This is a genomic window from Shouchella oshimensis (assembly GCF_002019765.1).
GTDB lineage: Bacteria > Bacillota > Bacilli > Bacillales > Bacillaceae_D > Shouchella > Shouchella oshimensis.
This window is the reverse complement of record NZ_KV917380.1, coordinates 887,327-903,801: the sequence shown is the minus strand read 5'-3', so window position 1 is coordinate 903,801 and position 16,475 is coordinate 887,327. Positions and strand designations below refer to the sequence as shown.

General features: G+C 40.0%; 19 protein-coding genes. 3 read left to right on the top strand and 16 right to left on the bottom strand.

The window, feature by feature from the left end; all coding sequences use genetic code 11:
* Position 1: 1 nt before the first annotated feature.
* Positions 2-970 (bottom strand): sugar phosphate isomerase/epimerase family protein, encoded by a 969-nt coding sequence (locus tag BK583_RS04345; protein ID WP_038483099.1) that lies wholly within the window; start codon positions 968-970, stop codon positions 2-4.
* Positions 971-1,095: 125 nt separating this feature from the next.
* Positions 1,096-1,938 (bottom strand): SDR family oxidoreductase, encoded by an 843-nt coding sequence (locus tag BK583_RS04340; protein WP_055736899.1) that lies wholly within the window; start codon positions 1,936-1,938, stop codon positions 1,096-1,098.
* Positions 1,939-2,056: 118 nt separating this feature from the next.
* On the opposite strand from BK583_RS04340, the gene BK583_RS04335 reads away from it, so the two are divergent.
* The gene (locus tag BK583_RS04335) at positions 2,057-2,917 is read left to right on the top strand and encodes a PRC-barrel domain-containing protein (protein ID WP_051667625.1); all 861 of its coding nucleotides are present in this window, start codon (positions 2,057-2,059) and stop codon (positions 2,915-2,917) included.
* Here the strand turns inward: BK583_RS04335 and BK583_RS04330 are convergent.
* From BK583_RS04330 to BK583_RS04300, 7 genes are read right to left on the bottom strand one after another with little or no spacing between them, the layout of a single operon-like run.
* A complete protein-coding gene (locus BK583_RS04330) occupies positions 2,914-3,315 on the bottom strand; it encodes a Na+/H+ antiporter subunit G (protein WP_055736898.1) in 402 nt (133 codons plus the stop codon). The genes BK583_RS04335 and BK583_RS04330 overlap by 4 nt on opposite strands.
* Positions 3,293-3,577, bottom strand: a complete 285-nt coding sequence (locus BK583_RS04325) for a Na(+)/H(+) antiporter subunit F1 (RefSeq protein WP_038483107.1) — start codon at positions 3,575-3,577, stop codon at positions 3,293-3,295. The genes BK583_RS04330 and BK583_RS04325 overlap by 23 nt, the downstream gene beginning before the upstream one ends.
* On the bottom strand, positions 3,577-4,059 hold the full coding sequence (locus tag BK583_RS04320) for a Na+/H+ antiporter subunit E (RefSeq protein WP_055736897.1): 483 nt from the start codon (positions 4,057-4,059) through the stop codon (positions 3,577-3,579). The genes BK583_RS04325 and BK583_RS04320 overlap by 1 nt, the downstream gene beginning before the upstream one ends.
* 38 nt (positions 4,060-4,097) lie before the next feature.
* Positions 4,098-5,585 carry a Na+/H+ antiporter subunit D gene (locus tag BK583_RS04315; RefSeq protein WP_055736921.1) on the bottom strand — a complete coding sequence of 496 codons (1,488 nt, stop codon included), beginning with the start codon at positions 5,583-5,585 and terminating at the stop codon, positions 4,098-4,100.
* Positions 5,578-5,922: a Na(+)/H(+) antiporter subunit C gene (locus BK583_RS04310; RefSeq protein WP_038483113.1), complete on the bottom strand. Its 345-nt coding sequence runs from the start codon at positions 5,920-5,922 to the stop codon at positions 5,578-5,580. The genes BK583_RS04315 and BK583_RS04310 overlap by 8 nt, the downstream gene beginning before the upstream one ends.
* 3 nt (positions 5,923-5,925) lie before the next feature.
* The gene (locus BK583_RS04305; RefSeq protein ID WP_038483116.1) at positions 5,926-6,348 is read right to left on the bottom strand and encodes a Na(+)/H(+) antiporter subunit B; all 423 of its coding nucleotides are present in this window, start codon (positions 6,346-6,348) and stop codon (positions 5,926-5,928) included.
* Positions 6,335-8,758, bottom strand: coding sequence for a Na+/H+ antiporter subunit A (locus tag BK583_RS04300; RefSeq protein WP_055736896.1), 2,424 nt, complete (start codon positions 8,756-8,758; stop codon positions 6,335-6,337). Before BK583_RS04300 ends, BK583_RS04305 begins: the two co-directional genes overlap by 14 nt.
* A 611-nt stretch (positions 8,759-9,369) precedes the next feature.
* On the opposite strand from BK583_RS04300, the gene BK583_RS04295 reads away from it, so the two are divergent.
* On the top strand, positions 9,370-10,056 hold the full coding sequence (locus tag BK583_RS04295) for a universal stress protein (RefSeq protein ID WP_035394715.1): 687 nt from the start codon (positions 9,370-9,372) through the stop codon (positions 10,054-10,056).
* A 24-nt stretch (positions 10,057-10,080) separates the two neighbouring features.
* Here the strand turns inward: BK583_RS04295 and BK583_RS04290 are convergent, their stop codons facing one another.
* Both BK583_RS04290 and BK583_RS04285 read right to left on the bottom strand, forming a co-directional pair.
* On the bottom strand, positions 10,081-10,665 hold the full coding sequence (locus BK583_RS04290) for a nitroreductase family protein (protein WP_055736895.1): 585 nt from the start codon (positions 10,663-10,665) through the stop codon (positions 10,081-10,083).
* Positions 10,666-10,739: 74 nt separating this feature from the next.
* Positions 10,740-11,573: a VOC family protein gene (locus BK583_RS04285; protein WP_055736894.1), complete on the bottom strand. Its 834-nt coding sequence runs from the start codon at positions 11,571-11,573 to the stop codon at positions 10,740-10,742.
* 125 nt (positions 11,574-11,698) lie between these two features.
* Between BK583_RS04285 and BK583_RS04280 the strand changes: the two genes are divergently transcribed.
* Positions 11,699-12,040, top strand: a complete 342-nt coding sequence (locus tag BK583_RS04280; protein WP_038483126.1) for a winged helix-turn-helix transcriptional regulator — start codon at positions 11,699-11,701, stop codon at positions 12,038-12,040.
* Between the two features lie 32 nt (positions 12,041-12,072).
* On the opposite strand, the gene BK583_RS04275 is transcribed toward BK583_RS04280, so the two are convergent.
* From BK583_RS04275 to BK583_RS04255, 5 genes are read right to left on the bottom strand one after another with little or no spacing between them, the layout of a single operon-like run.
* On the bottom strand, positions 12,073-12,429 hold the full coding sequence (locus tag BK583_RS04275) for a DoxX family protein (protein WP_055736893.1): 357 nt from the start codon (positions 12,427-12,429) through the stop codon (positions 12,073-12,075).
* Positions 12,430-12,441: 12 nt separating this feature from the next.
* Positions 12,442-13,593 (bottom strand): CapA family protein, encoded by a 1,152-nt coding sequence (locus BK583_RS04270; protein ID WP_055736892.1) that lies wholly within the window; start codon positions 13,591-13,593, stop codon positions 12,442-12,444.
* Positions 13,594-13,612: 19 nt separating this feature from the next.
* The gene (locus tag BK583_RS04265) at positions 13,613-14,617 is read right to left on the bottom strand and encodes an ABC transporter ATP-binding protein (RefSeq protein ID WP_055736920.1); all 1,005 of its coding nucleotides are present in this window, start codon (positions 14,615-14,617) and stop codon (positions 13,613-13,615) included.
* Positions 14,617-15,534 carry a C40 family peptidase gene (locus BK583_RS04260; protein ID WP_055736891.1) on the bottom strand — a complete coding sequence of 306 codons (918 nt, stop codon included), beginning with the start codon at positions 15,532-15,534 and terminating at the stop codon, positions 14,617-14,619. The genes BK583_RS04265 and BK583_RS04260 overlap by 1 nt, the downstream gene beginning before the upstream one ends.
* Before the next feature lie 6 nt (positions 15,535-15,540).
* Positions 15,541-16,467 (bottom strand): S66 peptidase family protein, encoded by a 927-nt coding sequence (locus tag BK583_RS04255; protein WP_038483135.1) that lies wholly within the window; start codon positions 16,465-16,467, stop codon positions 15,541-15,543.
* Between the last annotated feature and the right edge of the window lie 8 nt (positions 16,468-16,475).

Genomic DNA, 16,475 nt, shown 5'->3' with positions numbered 1-16,475 from the left:
CTTAAAGCCACCACATCTTTGGAGCTGGCTCTTTCATTAAGACTTGTTGTAAATTGCTAACTGCTTTTTGGAACCCTTCATCAATTGACATTAATCCATCCTCATGTTCAATACTAATAGCACCATCATATCCAACTAAGCGTAGTGCACTAATAATATCTGACCACGTTTTTAAATCATGTCCGTATCCAACCGATCTAAAATACCAAGCGCGATCTTGAAGATTCGCATAGGATTGCATATCCAAAACACCATGCATGTTCATATTGTCTTGATCCATGTACGTGTCTTTTGCATGGAAGAAGTGAACAGCGTCTTGTTTCCCAAGAATTTTAATCGCCGCAACTGGATCAATACCCTGCCACCATAAGTGACTTGGATCAACATTTGCACCAATTGCCGGGCCACACGCTTCGCGTAGTTTTAGTAGTGTAGCAGGCGAATGCACAAGGAAACCTCCGTGTAATTCTAAAGCGATCTTAACACCATGTTCTTCTGCAAACGCTGCCATCTCTTTCCAGTATGGAATTAACTTTTCTTCCCACTGCCATTTTAAGATGTCACCATACTCATTCGGCCAAGCAGCAACCGGCCAGTTTGGTTGTTTATCTCCTTCGTAAGCTCCTGGTGTTCCTGAAAATGTTGTAACAGTTGGAACTTGTAGTGCCTTTGCTAATTTAACCGTCTGCACAAACGATTCATGGGATGCTTTTGCAAATGCTTCATCAGGTGATAGGGCATTTCCGTGACAACTTAAGCTAGATATAGTTAAACCACGGTCATCAACTGCTTTTTTAAACGCTTTCAATTTCGCTTCGTCTTCTAACAACTCAGCAGGATTACAATGGGCTGTGCCAGGATAACCCCCTGTTCCAATCTCTACTGTTTCAAGCCCTAATTGTTTTACGTGGTCAAGCATTTCCTCAAAAGGCTTTTCAGAAAATAAAACAGTAAATACACCTAGTTTCATTTTTAGTTCCTCCTATGAAATCGATTTCATATTTCGTTAGTAAGATTCCTCTTTATTGTACTGTTTTTACGGCTGTTTTTTAACCCCCTTTTTAAAAAAAGTTATGAAAACAGCAAAAGCCGTCCTCACAACTGATGTAAACCTGTCTGTTTCTCACTCCAGCTCCAGCACTTTAACGTCACTTCTCGACTCAATGCTGTTCTTGCGGGTTTTGACACCTTTCTTTTAATAAAGTAGTTTCCCGCATCCTTTTTTACTCTATCTGATAAAGCCAAATAAATCATCGTATCAGCCCCTTCTCTAGGTGTTAAAAAGAATGGACGAAGTAATGTATGGATCGCTTTACCGAAACCTGACCCACGATCAACTCCTAAATTCGTTGAAACAGCACCTGGATGCATAGCGAATACCGAAACATTGGTTCCTGCTACCCTTTCTTTTAATTCATTTACAAACAATAAGTTACAAAGCTTCGATTGCCCATATCCTTTTGCAACATTGTATCCTTCGTGTAAATGAGGATCCTTTTCATAGAAATGAGCCCATTCATGTGCACCAGAAGATACAACAATAATGCGACCATCTTTTGACTGCTTAATGTGGTCTAGCAGAAGATTCGTTAGCAAAAAGTGACCTAAATGATTTACACCCATTTGCATTTCAAAGCCATCTTCCGTTTCCTGACGCTTAGGACAGACAACCCCCGCATTATTAATAAGTACGTCAATTGTAGAATGCTTCTGCTTTAGTGCTTCAGCTGCTTGCTTGACACTACTTAATGAACCGAGATCGCATAGTTGTAGTTCGACACTGCCATTTTTTTTATGTTGTTCTATATAAGACAGCGCTTCTTTTCCTCGCTTTTCATTTCGACAGAGCATCACAACGTGCATCCCACTATTCGCTAAAACGAGCGCAACACTTTTGCCCATACCAGAATTTGCTCCTGTTACTGCTGCAACCTTCATGTGTATCCCTCCTACTCAGGTTATTCCTTCCTTTATTGAAAACAAAACTATAAAAGTCCTGGTTTTACTTTTCTGAAAACGGTTATAGCAATAGTACTACAATACTGGAGGTATGAACATGTTAATTCATGCAAAGAAATTAAGTACGTTTACGATGAACGCTACCGATGGTGAACTTGGTCAGCTTGACGACTATTATATTGATTCCAATACCTTACATGTTCGCTATTTTGTCGGTGACACTCGCACCTGGTTTTTCGGTGGAAAAGTTCTTTTAAATGTGGATGCGTTTACAACCATTGACGAAGAAAAAAAACAGATTAGCATCGATGCCACAAAGGAACAAATTAAAAATAGCCCTAAGCCTGATGAAACTGCTCCTATCCATCGCCAGTACGAACGTGAATTAAGTGACCACTATGGCTGGCCAACTTATTGGGCCGTCCCAGCTCATCCAGTTGCAGCTGGCTACGGAACCCATACTGCTGCAGGAGCTCCACTTGTGCCACCCGTATTTGTACCATCTGATAACCAAAATATCGAAGGGACAAAGAATGCCGTTCGTACCGGTTCAGAGGAACAAGAACTCGAGCGGAACCAGCAAGAAAACGTTCATCTTTTTAGCCTCGACGAACTAAAAGGCTATCACGTTCACGCTAAAGGCGGTCAAGTAGGAAAAGTCATGGATTTTGTTCTCCATTATAACCAAACCATTGAAAGTGGAAATTGGAGCGTACGCTACATCGTAATTGATACTGGAGGGTTTATGCAAAAAGAACCTGTTATCGTTCCCGTTCAGACGATAAAAGAAGTAGCATGGTTTGATAAAAGCCTTATTATCGATCTTGAGAAAGATAAGATTGAATCAGCCGAAGAACACCCAACTGATCAAACCATTACTCTAGGGACAGAGCAAGCCATATTTGAGCACTACAATCTAACCCCTTACTGGCATGACAAAAAAGAAGAAGGCCGCTAGCCTTCTTCTTTTTGCTCTTCTTGACCTTTAGTAGGGTCATGATAATCTTTTTGCTCTAATGCGTCTTTTAATTCGTCTTCAACACTTGTTTCTGTTAGAGGTACTTTCGAGCGATATGCAGCTCGCGCAATTAAATGACCTGCTACTGGTGCTGTTAAAAAGACAAAAACAATCCCTAAAATTAATCGAATACTGATATATTGATCCGTTAACCAAAAATAAAAGAAAGTACCGGTTAAGGTTAATAACACAGCTAATGTCGCACTTTTTGTTCCTGCGTGGGACCTTGTGTATACATCAGGAAGGCGAATAATACCTACTGCACTAATAACAGCCATAATCGCTCCAGCGAGTATTAAAATGGCCCCGATCGCTTCACCTGTCGCGCTTGCGTTCAATGATGACCCCCCTCTCAATAAACTTAGAGAAAGCAATGGTACTAATAAACGCTAATATCCCAATAATCAAGATGACTTCCAAAAAAGCTCGTGTATTTAAGACAATTGAAACAACAGCAGCAACTGAAATAAGGTTTACTCCGATGGCATCAAGAGCGACAACCCGATCTGGCATACTTGGACCTTTGATGATGCGAAATGCTGCAATACCTATCGCTGTAGCGAAAAGGAACAAAGCAATAATTAATAGGACTTGAAACATTAACGCGTCACCTCCATAATTGCTTTTTCAAACTTGGTCAATGCCCTCAAAACAGCATTTTTTGATTCTGGAACGTCCATTGCATGGATGTAGAAAACGTTATTTGATGGCGATATCTCAATAACTACTGAACCAGGTGTAAGCATTAATAAAAGCGAAAGAGCGGTAATTTCCCAGTCTCCTTTTAACTTTGTCTCATATGTGAAAATACCTGGCGTTACCTTTAATTTCGGTGAAAGGATTTGACGAATAATTAACATACTCGAACTAATCAGTTCACGATTAAAGATCAAAAGTAATTTAAATGCTGAATATGCACGTTTCAAATAGAATTCTTTAAAGAAGAACCTTCTCATGACATAAATAATCCCAAGACCGATTAGAAAACCGCCAAAGAACGTCGAAAATTCGAATGTATCTTCATCTTGTAGCAAGACCCACAAGAAGGCAATTAAAATATTTAATAAGAGTTGGCCAAACATCCATCCATACCCCCTCTTTTACTTAGAAACAAACTCATTTAAGCGCCTCCTTGATTTAGAACTGCTTCTATATAGATCGTCGGGTTCATTAACGTTTCAGCAGCATCACTTACCACTCCAGCAATTCCTTCAACTCCAAAACCTAAAGCAAAGGAAGCAGCCACAAAAATGATACTCGGGATCATCATGGCTTTCTTCATTGGAAGCATATCTTCTTTACTAATTGTCGATTCACCAAAGAAAACAGCTCTGAAGATGCGCAGTAGCGAATAAAGAACAAAGATACTCGAAATGAGTGTGAAAGCAAGTAAAACATAAGCACCAGATTCAATTGCTCCTTGAGCAACATACACTTTACCAATAAAGCCACTTAATGGTGGAATACCAGCGAGTGATATCATTGTAATAAAGAACATCCAACCAAGAAGTGGGTAGTTGCGTATCATACCACTAACGCGATCGAGCCTACCAACATTTGATAAATAAATGGTAGCACCAATTAACAGGAATAATAGCGCCTTAACGATCATGTCGTGAACAAGATAGAAGATAGATCCTTCGATAGCGGCTTGATTGGCAATCGCTAGTCCACTCAAAATAAAACCAACTGCTATGACAACATTATAAGCAATGATTTTTCTTAGATCATTATAGGCTATGGCACCGATTGAACCTCCAATCATTGTCAAAATAGCCATTATGCCAATTAACGTGTGCGTAATATCAGGCTCATGGTAGAACAACAGGGTAAATACACGGAACAACGCATAAATGCCTACTTTTGTTAGAAGAGCGCCGAATAAAGCAGCAATGCCCATCGGTGGCGCACCATACGAACCCGGTAGCCAGAAATATAATAGCAAGCCTGCTTTGAGACTGAATACAAGCAGAAGAACAATGGCAATCGTTGTTAGAAGTGCAGGTTGTCCTGCTTCTGCCACTCGAAGTGAAAGCTGGGCAAAATTAAGAGTTCCTAACGTACCATATAAGAAAGCAATCGCTATAAGGAATACAAAAGAAGAAAATACATTTACGAGCACATATTTGATGGATTCCCTTAATTGTCCTTTTTCCCCGCCAAGAACAATTAATGCATATGACGCTAATAACATGACTTCAAAACCTACGTATAGATTGAACAAATCTCCAGTTAAAAATGAACATGCAACACCGGCTAAAAGTAAGAGAATTAATGGATAAACAAACATTTTTTCTTTCTCTTCACCAATCGTCGCAAACACATAGATTAACACAGTGGCTGCAATAAAATAAGCTGTTGCTGTTAATAGTAAAGAAAAACTATCCCCTACAAATGTAATACCATACGGAGCATCCCAGCCCCCGAAATCAAGGGTTTGAATACCATTTCGCTGTACTTCCACTAATAGATAGGTGGAGACACCGAATGTTAAAACCATCGTTAGAAAGCTAATCACTCTTTGAGTCCTAACAAATGGGCGTAGGAAGATCAATATGATTCCAACAATTAATGGGAGGACCATTGGGATTACTAATAAATTACTCATCATTATCATGTCCCCTCAATTTTGTAAGATCATCAGTTTTTAATTCTTTATAGGTTCGATAGGCTAACACGAGAAAGAATGCTGTTACACCAAAGCTAATAACAATCGCTGTCAAAATAAGTGCTTGTGGCAACGCATCCGTATAAGAAGCTGCATCTTCACCAAGTAAAGGCGCACTAGAATCTCTCGAAAACCCACCCATAACAAGAATAAGCATGTGAACCGCGTGTGACATAATCGCCGTTCCTAAAATAACACGTAGTAAACTTTTAGAAAGGATTAAATACGTGGCAACAGTGACTAAGATACCAACTAAAATCGACATCATTGTTTCCATAAGTTATACATCCTCACTTATACTAATAATGATTGTAACTACGGTTCCGATAACAGCAAATGCCACTCCTGCTTCGAACAATACAACTGAAGCAAGTGGAATTTCTCCTAAAATAGGTAAAGTAGCAGATACTTCGGTTTGACTTAAGAACGGGACACCGAATGCAAGTGCAGCTAGACCTGTACCTACTGACAAAAATGCCCCTACTGCTGCTAGTAATTTAAAATCAATTGGCATTCCTTTTCGAACCGTGTCAATATCGAACGAGAGTAGCAGTAAGACAAACGCTGAGGCAAGAACTAACCCGCCAACAAAGCCACCACCTGGTTCATAGTGACCTGCAAGAAACAAGTGCACACCGTACGTCAAAATAATAAACACCGCTACTTTAGAAACGGTTTGAAGGATGACATCATTCGCCTTCAACGTCCTGCCCCCTCTCCTCTTTTTTCGGTTTCAATTTTATTAACACGTACACACCGAGACCAGCAATAAGGAGTACTACAACCTCTAACATCGTATCAAAGGCTCTAAAGTCACCTAAAATCGCGTTCACAATATTTTGAGCTCCAGCAAGCTCATACGCGTTTTCATAAAACGATGAAATGGAATCGAAAAATCGATTGTTTTGAACCGATAAAGCTAATAATGTAACAAGCGTTCCAACAGAAACAGCAATGATAGCATTCATCACTTTAATTCGTGGTTTGCGCGCTTCTTTTTCCCATTCCGGTAAAAAATAGAAGCATAACAGGAATAATGCTGCTGAAACAGTTTCAACAACGAGCTGTGTCAATGCTAAATCTGGTGCCCGGAAAAAGACAAAGAATAGTGCAAGCAAGTATCCTAATACGCCATTTAACAAAATTGCTGTTAATCTTGATTTTGCAAATGGAATAGACAGAGCTGTAACAGCCATAACGGCAGCGATAAACCCTTCGTAAATACTAATTGGTGCATCATTAGACGAATCAATGGAAATGGCACCTGTGTGAGCGACAACGCCTGTAACGATGACAAGAATGGCGATAAAAATATACACCATGTAATGGTACATGTTTCCAGTCATGTATCGGTTTGTAAAATTAGTGGATTGGTTTTCAAGTGTTAGCAACGAACGGTTGTATAAATTATCAAGTGTCCATTTTCTAGGAAAAAGAGCATAGACTCCTTCCCACTTCGGCCACAGTTGATAGAGCACAACTCCGAAACCAACAACACCTAACGTCATTAACAATTCAGTATTAAAGCCGTGCCATGCAGATATATTAAATTGTGTGTCGTATCCCTCTACCCCAACAAAGGTTGGCATGACTGCTGCATAACCCGGTTTAATTAGGTATTCTCCTAAAAGGTTCGGGAAGAAAAAGAACACAATGACCAAGCTTGCTAAAATAACGGGCGAAATCAGCATACCAATTGGCGCTTCATGCGCTGTTTTTTCAAGTTTTTCTGGTTGATGCTTTCCAAGAAAAGTTTTGAACACAAGAATCATGCTATAGACAAAGGTGAATACACTTGCGATCCAAGCGACAATTGGAAACAGCATCCCCCATGTATCAATGGAGAAGAACGAGAGTTGTGTTACATCAAGAACTGCAGTGAAAAACATTTCTTTACTTAAGAATCCATTAAATGGGGGCAAACCTGCCATTGCAAAACTACCAACAACGGCTAACGTAAACGTAACTGGCATAATCGTCATAAGTCCACCCAGCTTACGAATATCACGTGTCCCTGTTTCGTGGTCGACAATTCCAACAACCATAAAGAGCGCACCTTTAAACGTTGAGTGATTGACTAAATGAAACAGCGCTGTAAAAATAGCGATAGAATACATGGCTGATGCTGCATTTGCTGCATCGAAGTAAAGAGCCGCTGATCCAATGCCTAGTAAACTCATAATTAAACCAAGTTGACTAATCGTCGAATAGGCAAGAAGGGCTTTAAGATCTGTTTGACGTACCGCATTAAAGGAACCCCAAAACAATGTCATCATACCGACAAGGCTGACGACCCAAAACCATACAGCATCCCCACCAAATACCGGTGTAAAACGAGCCACTAAATAGATACCAGCCTTTACCATCGTTGCTGAATGTAAGTACGCACTAACAGGCGTCGGCGCTTCCATCGCATCCGGTAACCAAATATGAAACGGAAACTGTGCTGATTTCGTAAATGCTCCTAATAGCACGAGTAGCATAGCAGGAATAAAGAGCGCGTGATCCGTATACCCTGCTACATTCGCGATGATTTCACGAATACTGAACGTGTCCATCATCGTTGACAACATGATGAAACCAGCCAACATCCCTATCCCGCCAGTAACCGTGATTAACATGGATTTCTGTGCCCCATAGCGAGATTGACGTCTGTGGTACCAATAAGCAATTAATAGAAAGGATGAGATGCTCGTTAATTCCCAGAATAAATAAAGAACCATTAAGTTATCTGAAAAGACAACACCTAACATTGCACCCATAAACATAAGAAGGTAAACGTAAAAATGGCCTAAAGATTCTCGTTCCTTTGACAAATAATAAATGGAATAAAGAATAACAAGGCTTCCTACTCCTGTAATGAGTAAGGCTAATATTAAGCTCAACCCATCAAGATAAGCAGTGAAATTTATGCCAAGTGACGGAATCCAGGGAACTTCATAAATATATACCTCTCCACTAGCAACACTTGGAATAAACTGAACAAGATAAAGAAAGAGTACAATCGGTACAATCAAAACAAACCAGCCTGTATGTACACGCTTTAGTGATTTATACAATAACGGCACAATAAGCGCTATAATAAAAGGCGAAACAATTGCAAGATTTAACATGTACAAAAAAACCTCCTCTGCACGAACTTTGAATCATCTATGGAACATACATATCGCTATAAATTCCTTACAAGTTTACCCTTAGAAAACGAAGCTAACCAAAACTTGTGCTACTTATATTATGGGTGTATGATGGGGTCAATGGCTTATGGAAAACGGTACGACAAGCCAAAATCGCGCAGCATCACGAACCTCACTGCGCGCCTAACTATAATGGATATAGCCTAGATTCTTGCACATCTATCATGGTTAATTGGAAGGTTTTTATTGAAGGGAATCGATTACATGCCTAATTAAATGATTACTTTCTAAAGAAAAGTATATACTATTTTTAGTTAACATGCATTGAATATGCCTTCGCTTTCACTAGTTGTGTCCAAATCGTCACATTTTCAAGCGTCCAGTCAAATTGGTTTTTTGTGCATTTACTATAGAGTAAAAAAACTTTCATTTATTTAAAGATATGGATTGATATTTTTTGTACAGCGTTATATAATTATTTGGTTTCAAAGCCTCAGTCGCTAAGGGCAACTGGGGGAGTGTGGGAATACGTCACATACACAATTTCTTTGTTCTTAGATTTATACTATTAAGCTGAGGTGAACTCTTTCATGAAAAAAGCAAAAGGACGTATGGATGAGAGCATTTTAGTTTGCGTCTATTATGGTCCAAACGGAGAGCGTCTAATTAAACGAGGTGCAAAAATTGCTACTATGCTTGATTGCCCACTTTATGTTTTAACTGTTGATGCACTTCCTTATGATGAATTGGATGCTGAGAAATCAGCATATGTTGATCGCTGGAAAGAACTTTCTGAAGAATACGATGCTGAAGAATTTATTGTTCGAGACAATGAAAAGAAACCAGCTGTTAAAGTAATCGCAGAAGTTGCCAGAGAGCACCACATTACGCAAATTATTATCGGTCAAACGGCTAAAAGCAGATGGGAAGAAATTACAAAAGGATCGTTTATGAATGTTCTTTTAAGAGAGATTCCATTTGTTGATTTCCACGTTGTTTCGTGTGATCGTGCCATTAAAGGACTTGAAGGTCATTTTGAGAAGGGCTGTCGTGCTTATCTTGTTGAAGATGAGGAAGGCTATGCCATTATGTTCTCCCATACAAATAAAGCGAAGTACGAGGGTATTTTCTTTAAAGAAACAGGTACGGATTTTAACAACGGTATCTTCAAATTCATGAAGCATAACCGTATGATTCAAGTACACGTGACTGATGATCGTGTCACTGAACCTACGAAAATCTATCCTACATTAAAAGAAGAAAAACTCCAGAAATAAAACCGGAACAGCGTTGTTCCGGTTTTATTTATTTCCATATACAACCATGATTTTGTCGGAATCCAGTTCGATTTCCTCTAAAGGGGCGCCATTTGGTTTTCCAAACGGCAGCTGTGCTTTTAGTTGCCACCCTTCAGGTACACCCCACTTTTCTTTCTCTTCCAAACTCGTTAGCATTGGATAATGATATAAATTGCCACCAAATCCTTCTACCTGTAATGCATTCCAAGCGGCTATTTGGAGCATCCCTGATGAATGATCTGACCATGATGAGAAGTAATCAAGTTTTTTTGGATATTGTTTTTTTGCGTCGGTAATGACTTGTTGATCTTCAAAGAAAAGAACCGTTCCAAAACCAGCTTTATGCTGTGGCAAGTAATCAAATGTATCTGTAGACTCCTCTTTCATCTTCGTAGCATCCGTCCAAAATTGCCGATGCTTCTCTCCTAAAAGTAGGAGCAATTTACCAGACTGAATGTTAAAGGGCGTTGGGACATACGTCACGACATGCTCAAGAACAGTAACAAGACGCTCTTTTGAGACGACTGCGTCCGCCGCCACATTTTCATACGAATGTCTAGTTTGAATAGCCTCAAAAAAGGTAGTCATTTCACTTCCCCTTTCAACAAATGGTTACAATTAAGTTTACAGAGTAGCGGTTATTTCCTCAAGGAAACTGCCTATTATGAATGACTCTTAAACTTAATGTACATCTCAGAAGGATCTTGAACGATAAACCATGCTTCCCCTTGATCGACAATGTTTTTATTGGCTCTGTTCCGTACCTTGTTAAATGTCTCTTCATTATTTACATGAATGGTGTACTGTTCCATGCCTACGAACGCTTCTTTTGGCTTTTCTTTGTTTCTTACCCACGTATTAAAGCCAAAATGATGATGGTAGCCTGCCCCTGACATAAACAACGCTTGCTGTCCAAAGTACGTCATCACATCGAATTGAAGAATGTCCTTATAGAAAGCCTCTATATCAGCCAGGTTTTTCACATGAGTATGAATATGCCCCATCGTCAACCCATTGGGCATACCGTTCCATTCACCAGCTACTGCAAGCAACCCCGTTACGTCTAGAGGTTTTGTGTCCATAACAATCATACCATTCTCTTCATATGACCAATTCGTTCGTGGTCGATCACGGTAAAGCTCAATTCCATTTCCATCTGGATCATGAATATAGACCGCTTCACTGACAATGTGATCAGCACCACCCATTTCAATGTTATGAGCAAGTAAGTGTTTGATTTGTGTGCCAAGAGATGCACGATCTGGGTATAATAACGCAATATGGTAAAGCCCTACATATAACTGACCAGGATTCTTTTTTGCTTCTCTATTCTCTCTTAATGTAAGAAGAAGCTTCCCTTCATTTGAAAACATTTTTGCTTCTTTTTCGCTTAATTCAATATGCGTAAACCCAATAATATCCTTATAAAAGGAAACTGACTCATTGACATTCGTTACGGTTAAGATCACTTCACCTAATGTTACATGTTCATACATGTAAAAACGCCTCCTTCATATACTAATTCTATATAGAAATTGTATAATGGCGATTCAATAATTGGAAGTACGCACTAATTTGTACTATAGTATATAAAAAGATACTTTATTGCGAGGTGGATTAAATGGAATCATCCTGTCAAGTCGATACAGCGCTCGAAATCTTAGTGGGAAAATGGAAGCATAAAATCTTATTTCAATTAATAAATCATGATGTGATGCGCTTTAACGAATTAAAACGATCTATCCCCGGCATTACACAAAAAATGCTCACATCCCAATTGCGTGAGCTAGAACAAAACGATATTATCCAACGACAAGTTTATCCTCAAATCCCTCCAAAAGTTGAGTATTCGATGACGCCTTACGGAGAAAGTTTAAAACCCCTCCTTGATGCTATGCACAGCTGGGGATCTAATCATATCAAGCATCTAGATCAACTATTCCCACAGACAAATGAACAATAAAAAAAATTCAAGCGCGTGTCGCTTGAATTTTTTTATGGCTTTGTTACTTTAAGAACCCACCAAATAAGGACAAACTGTAGTGGCAACCGAAGCCACAGTGCATAGGCTGGTACATCATATTGAGCAGGGAAGAGCGCCATATAGACGTTTACTGGAAAAACAAGTAACAAGAAGAGCGTTGTCCAAATACCCGCTCTAGAACGAGTTGGTTTGTAGAGAAGGAAAATAGCGAGAGCGATTTCAACAATCCCTGATACATAGACAATAAAAGGTCGAAATGGTACCCATTCTGGCATTGCTTCAATAAAAAAGCCATCCATAACAAAATGCCCAACCCCAGCTAAAAAAAACAAAAATGAAATCAAATAAAGTCCAATGACTCTGAACATGACGATGTACTCCTATTCTTTAGTAACAATTAATTCTGGTAACCACTGACTCATATGTGCTTCAACGTCGTTAAGATGTTTTTCTAATTCTGGCAACTCAGCATCCGTTAAATCTTTCATTGGAGTCACTCGATAATGTTTGTCACCTTCATCGAATTGAACATAGGTTGGCATGAAGGAAGGATTAATAGCTTGCGCCTTTTCACCAGTAGATTTCTGCAAATCAAAAGTAAAAATACCTCCTACGCGCCTTGAATGATCATACTGACCCGAAAGAAAATTGCCGAGTGAATAAACCGCAAGCATATCGTGGTCATGCTTGCCTTCTACCCATTCACTTGGTTGGAGTACATGAGGATGATGACCAATGACAGCAGTAGCACCACTATCTGCGGCTACTTGTACCCAGTCACGTTGTTGTTGATTCGGTAAATCAACGTACTCTTCGCCAGCATGCAGGGCAACAATCACCGCATCAGCTTCTTTATCTGCTTCCCTGATTTGCTCTGCCATAAACGATGACTCTGAAAGGTTCACTAAATAATCCCTTCCGTCTGGTACCGGGATGCCGTTTGTTCCATATGTATAGCTTAGTATCGCAATAGAGATACCTTGACTCTCAATAATACGTAATTCGGTAGCATCTTCTTTATTTCGAAAGGCTCCTGTATACGGCATATTTAGTTCATCCCAATAATCTAAGGCATTCATGATCGATTGAGGACCGCGGTCAAGAGTATGATTATTCGCTAACGTTACAACGTTAACACCAGCTTCTTTCAACGCATCACCCACTTCGAACGGCGAGTTAAAAGCAGGGTAGCCTGACAGACCAAGGGCTTCACCACCAATCATGGTCTCTATATTCGCAATGGTCACATCTGCCGCTTGTAAGTATGGGGCAACATTAGTCAGCATGGGTAAAAAATCAAATCCCCCCTCAACCCTTGCGTCCTCATACACACGATCATGTATCAGCACATCCCCGACTGCACTTATCGTCGTAGTCAAATGAAAACGATTTGAATGAGCTGAACGCTCACCCACCTCTCGCTGTTTCATCTCTCCTAAGAACAATACATCTTTCTCAGTCGCTTCCACTTCTGCCTGACAACCACTCATTAGTAGCAGAAGCAATCCAAAAGTAGGAATGGCTCGTCTCATTTCCTTGACTCCCCTCAGACTAATCTCCTGTCACAGCAGCTTCTTCCTTCCCTCTACTTTCTACTTCATCGTGTAAATGACAAGCAGCATAATGACCAGGCTTATATTCCTTCATCTCTGGTTCCATAATAGCACATTTTTCCATTACCTTGGGACATCTCGTTCGGAATACACAGCCACTTGGTGGAGAAATTGGACTAGGAATCTCTCCTTCTAGTAAGATGGTTTCACGCTTGTCTTCCAGATCAGGGTCAGGAATAGGGATTGCTGACAGCAATGCCTCTGTATAAGGATGTAGGGGTGTTTTATACAGTTGCTCACTGGTTGTTAATTCAACGAGCTTACCTAAGTACATCACTCCAATTCGATCACTAATATGCCTCACCATTGATAGATCGTGAGCAATAAACAAAAACGTCAAGCCTTGTTCTCGTTGAAGCTTTTGTAATAGATTTACGACTTGCGCCTGAATAGAAACATCCAATGCAGAGATTGGTTCATCCGCAACAATAAATTCGGGGTTTAGCGCAAGTGCTCTAGCGATGCCGATACGCTGCCGCTGTCCTCCACTAAATTCGTGGGGATAACGATTTGCATGCTCTTTGCTCAAACCGACTGTTTCCAGAAGTTCAAAAACTCTTTCCTTTCTTTGTTTCCCTTTTAAGCGCCCGTGTACATCTAAACCTTCTGCAATGATATCCATTACCATGGAACGAGGATTTAACGATGCATATGGATCTTGAAAAATCATCTGCATACGTTGATCAAGTTCTTTCTTTTGTAATGCAGATGCATGGTGAATATCTTGGCTTTTAAAGAGTATGCTCCCTGAACTAGGTTGATAGAGACGTAACATTGTTCGCCCAAGCGTTGATTTTCCACAACCCGATTCTCCTACTAATCCAAACATTTCCCCTTTTTTTATGGCAAAGGATACACCATCTACTGCTTTAAGCGTTTTGTTCTTTTTTAATTGAAAATATTTCTTTACATTCTTCACTTCTACCATTACATCTTCAGTCATCATGTTGTCTTCATCTCCCATAGTGAAGAATTTAAAAAACGCCTCACACCGCACCACTCTTTCTCGTAAACCGTATCGGTTAATGGTATCTCTTCCACTACCTTCCCGGTTTTTGGCGCATGAATGATGTTGCCATTCCCTGCATACATGGCAACATGATGAACCCTACCTTTCCCTTCTTCATAGGCAAAATAAAGAAGATCTCCTCCCTTCATATCTTGTTCAGCTATAATGTCTCCTGATCGAAATTGATTGGAAGCATCTCGAGGAATCGTTATCCCACATATTTGATGAAGGCGATAAACAAAACCAGAGCAGTCAAAACCAAAACCACTCATTCCTGCCCATAAGTATGGCAAACCTAGAAAGCGTCGTGCTTCTGCTACCATAGATTGCCCATTATTTTTCTTGAATGAAAATTGAACATTCTTTCGTTTTACTAAGGCATGGCCAAGGGGTGTTTCTACTTTAATCCAGTCGTTCAATTCATCCAAAACAGTTAGCTCTGTTCCATAGCTCACTTGTAGCCATGCTTTCTTTTCTTTAGTAAAGAGCCACGCCGTTTGTTCGACAATGATTGCTCGAACTGTCGATTGTTCGTTAGGATGGGCTACTACAAGATGATGGCTTGGTACCCAGCCTGGATATCCGTCTTCGTTTTTACTTGTTGGCTGACTTGGAATGAGAATTTCTTTCCAACCATCTACTTCTTGAACTACATAAACAGATTCATTAAAAAGAAGCTGTGTTTGCGCAAGGTCGTTCGAGCAAAGCTGGAGACGGTCGTCATAAGTCATTTTTTCTAAATAACGTTCTAATTGATAGGGTTCTCGTGTCATAAGAGAATCAATGGAGCGAGGTGACGCTTTCGTCGTCCATACAGTTGAAACTGGTACACTTACACATTCTATATTCATCCCGCTTCACTCCTTTACACCAGGTTCAATGGATACGATTTTCTTCTCTGTATCTAATGTAGCTTGAGCACCATAAGGAACCGAATAGACTGGCATGCAATGACCAATTGAGAAACCTTTCATACAAGGCTTTCCATCTTGATTTAAATAATGATCAAACACTTCATCTAACGCTAGAGAACGATGGCGTTTTTTCGGTGAACAGTTATTAAAATTGCCGATTACAAAACCACTTGCATCGTCAAGAATACCTGCGAGCCTCAGTTGATTCAGCATGCGATCAATACGATACGGCTCTTCTTCAATTTCTTCAATAAACAGAATAGACCCTTTTGCATTGAGCTGGTACTGACTTCCGACTAAGCTGGATAACAGAGTTAAATTTCCACCGACAAATGGGCCGCTCACACGTCCACTTTGCAGAATCGAAAGAGGTTCTGTCTGCTCCGTCAACATAAGAGGGGTTGGCTTTACAATTTGATTCAACCCTTGTTCGGTTACCGAGTCAATCTCACCTGTTAAGTCTGAACTCATCATCGGACCATGAAAGGTCACAAGACCTGTTTCTTGATGAATCGCTGTGTGTAAGCACGTAATATCACTGTATCCCCAAAATACTTTTGGATGTTTTGCAATTAGCTGATAATCAATTTGATCGACAATACGCGGTGTACCGTAGCCACCACAAGCACAGAAAATCCCTGCAATATCTTGATTTGTAAACATATCTTCTAACGCTTTTACTCTATGAGAATCAGCAGCACTTAAATAGCCGTACCCGTCCGTTAAGTGAGGAGAGGTCACAATCGAGATCCCCATTTTTTCATACAGGTGTTTGCTTTTTTCAATATTCTTCATTAATGGTGTACTAGCTGGCGCGATAACGCCAATCGTATCTCCTGCCTTAATCGGTTTTGGATAAATGGTTTTCATTCATTTGA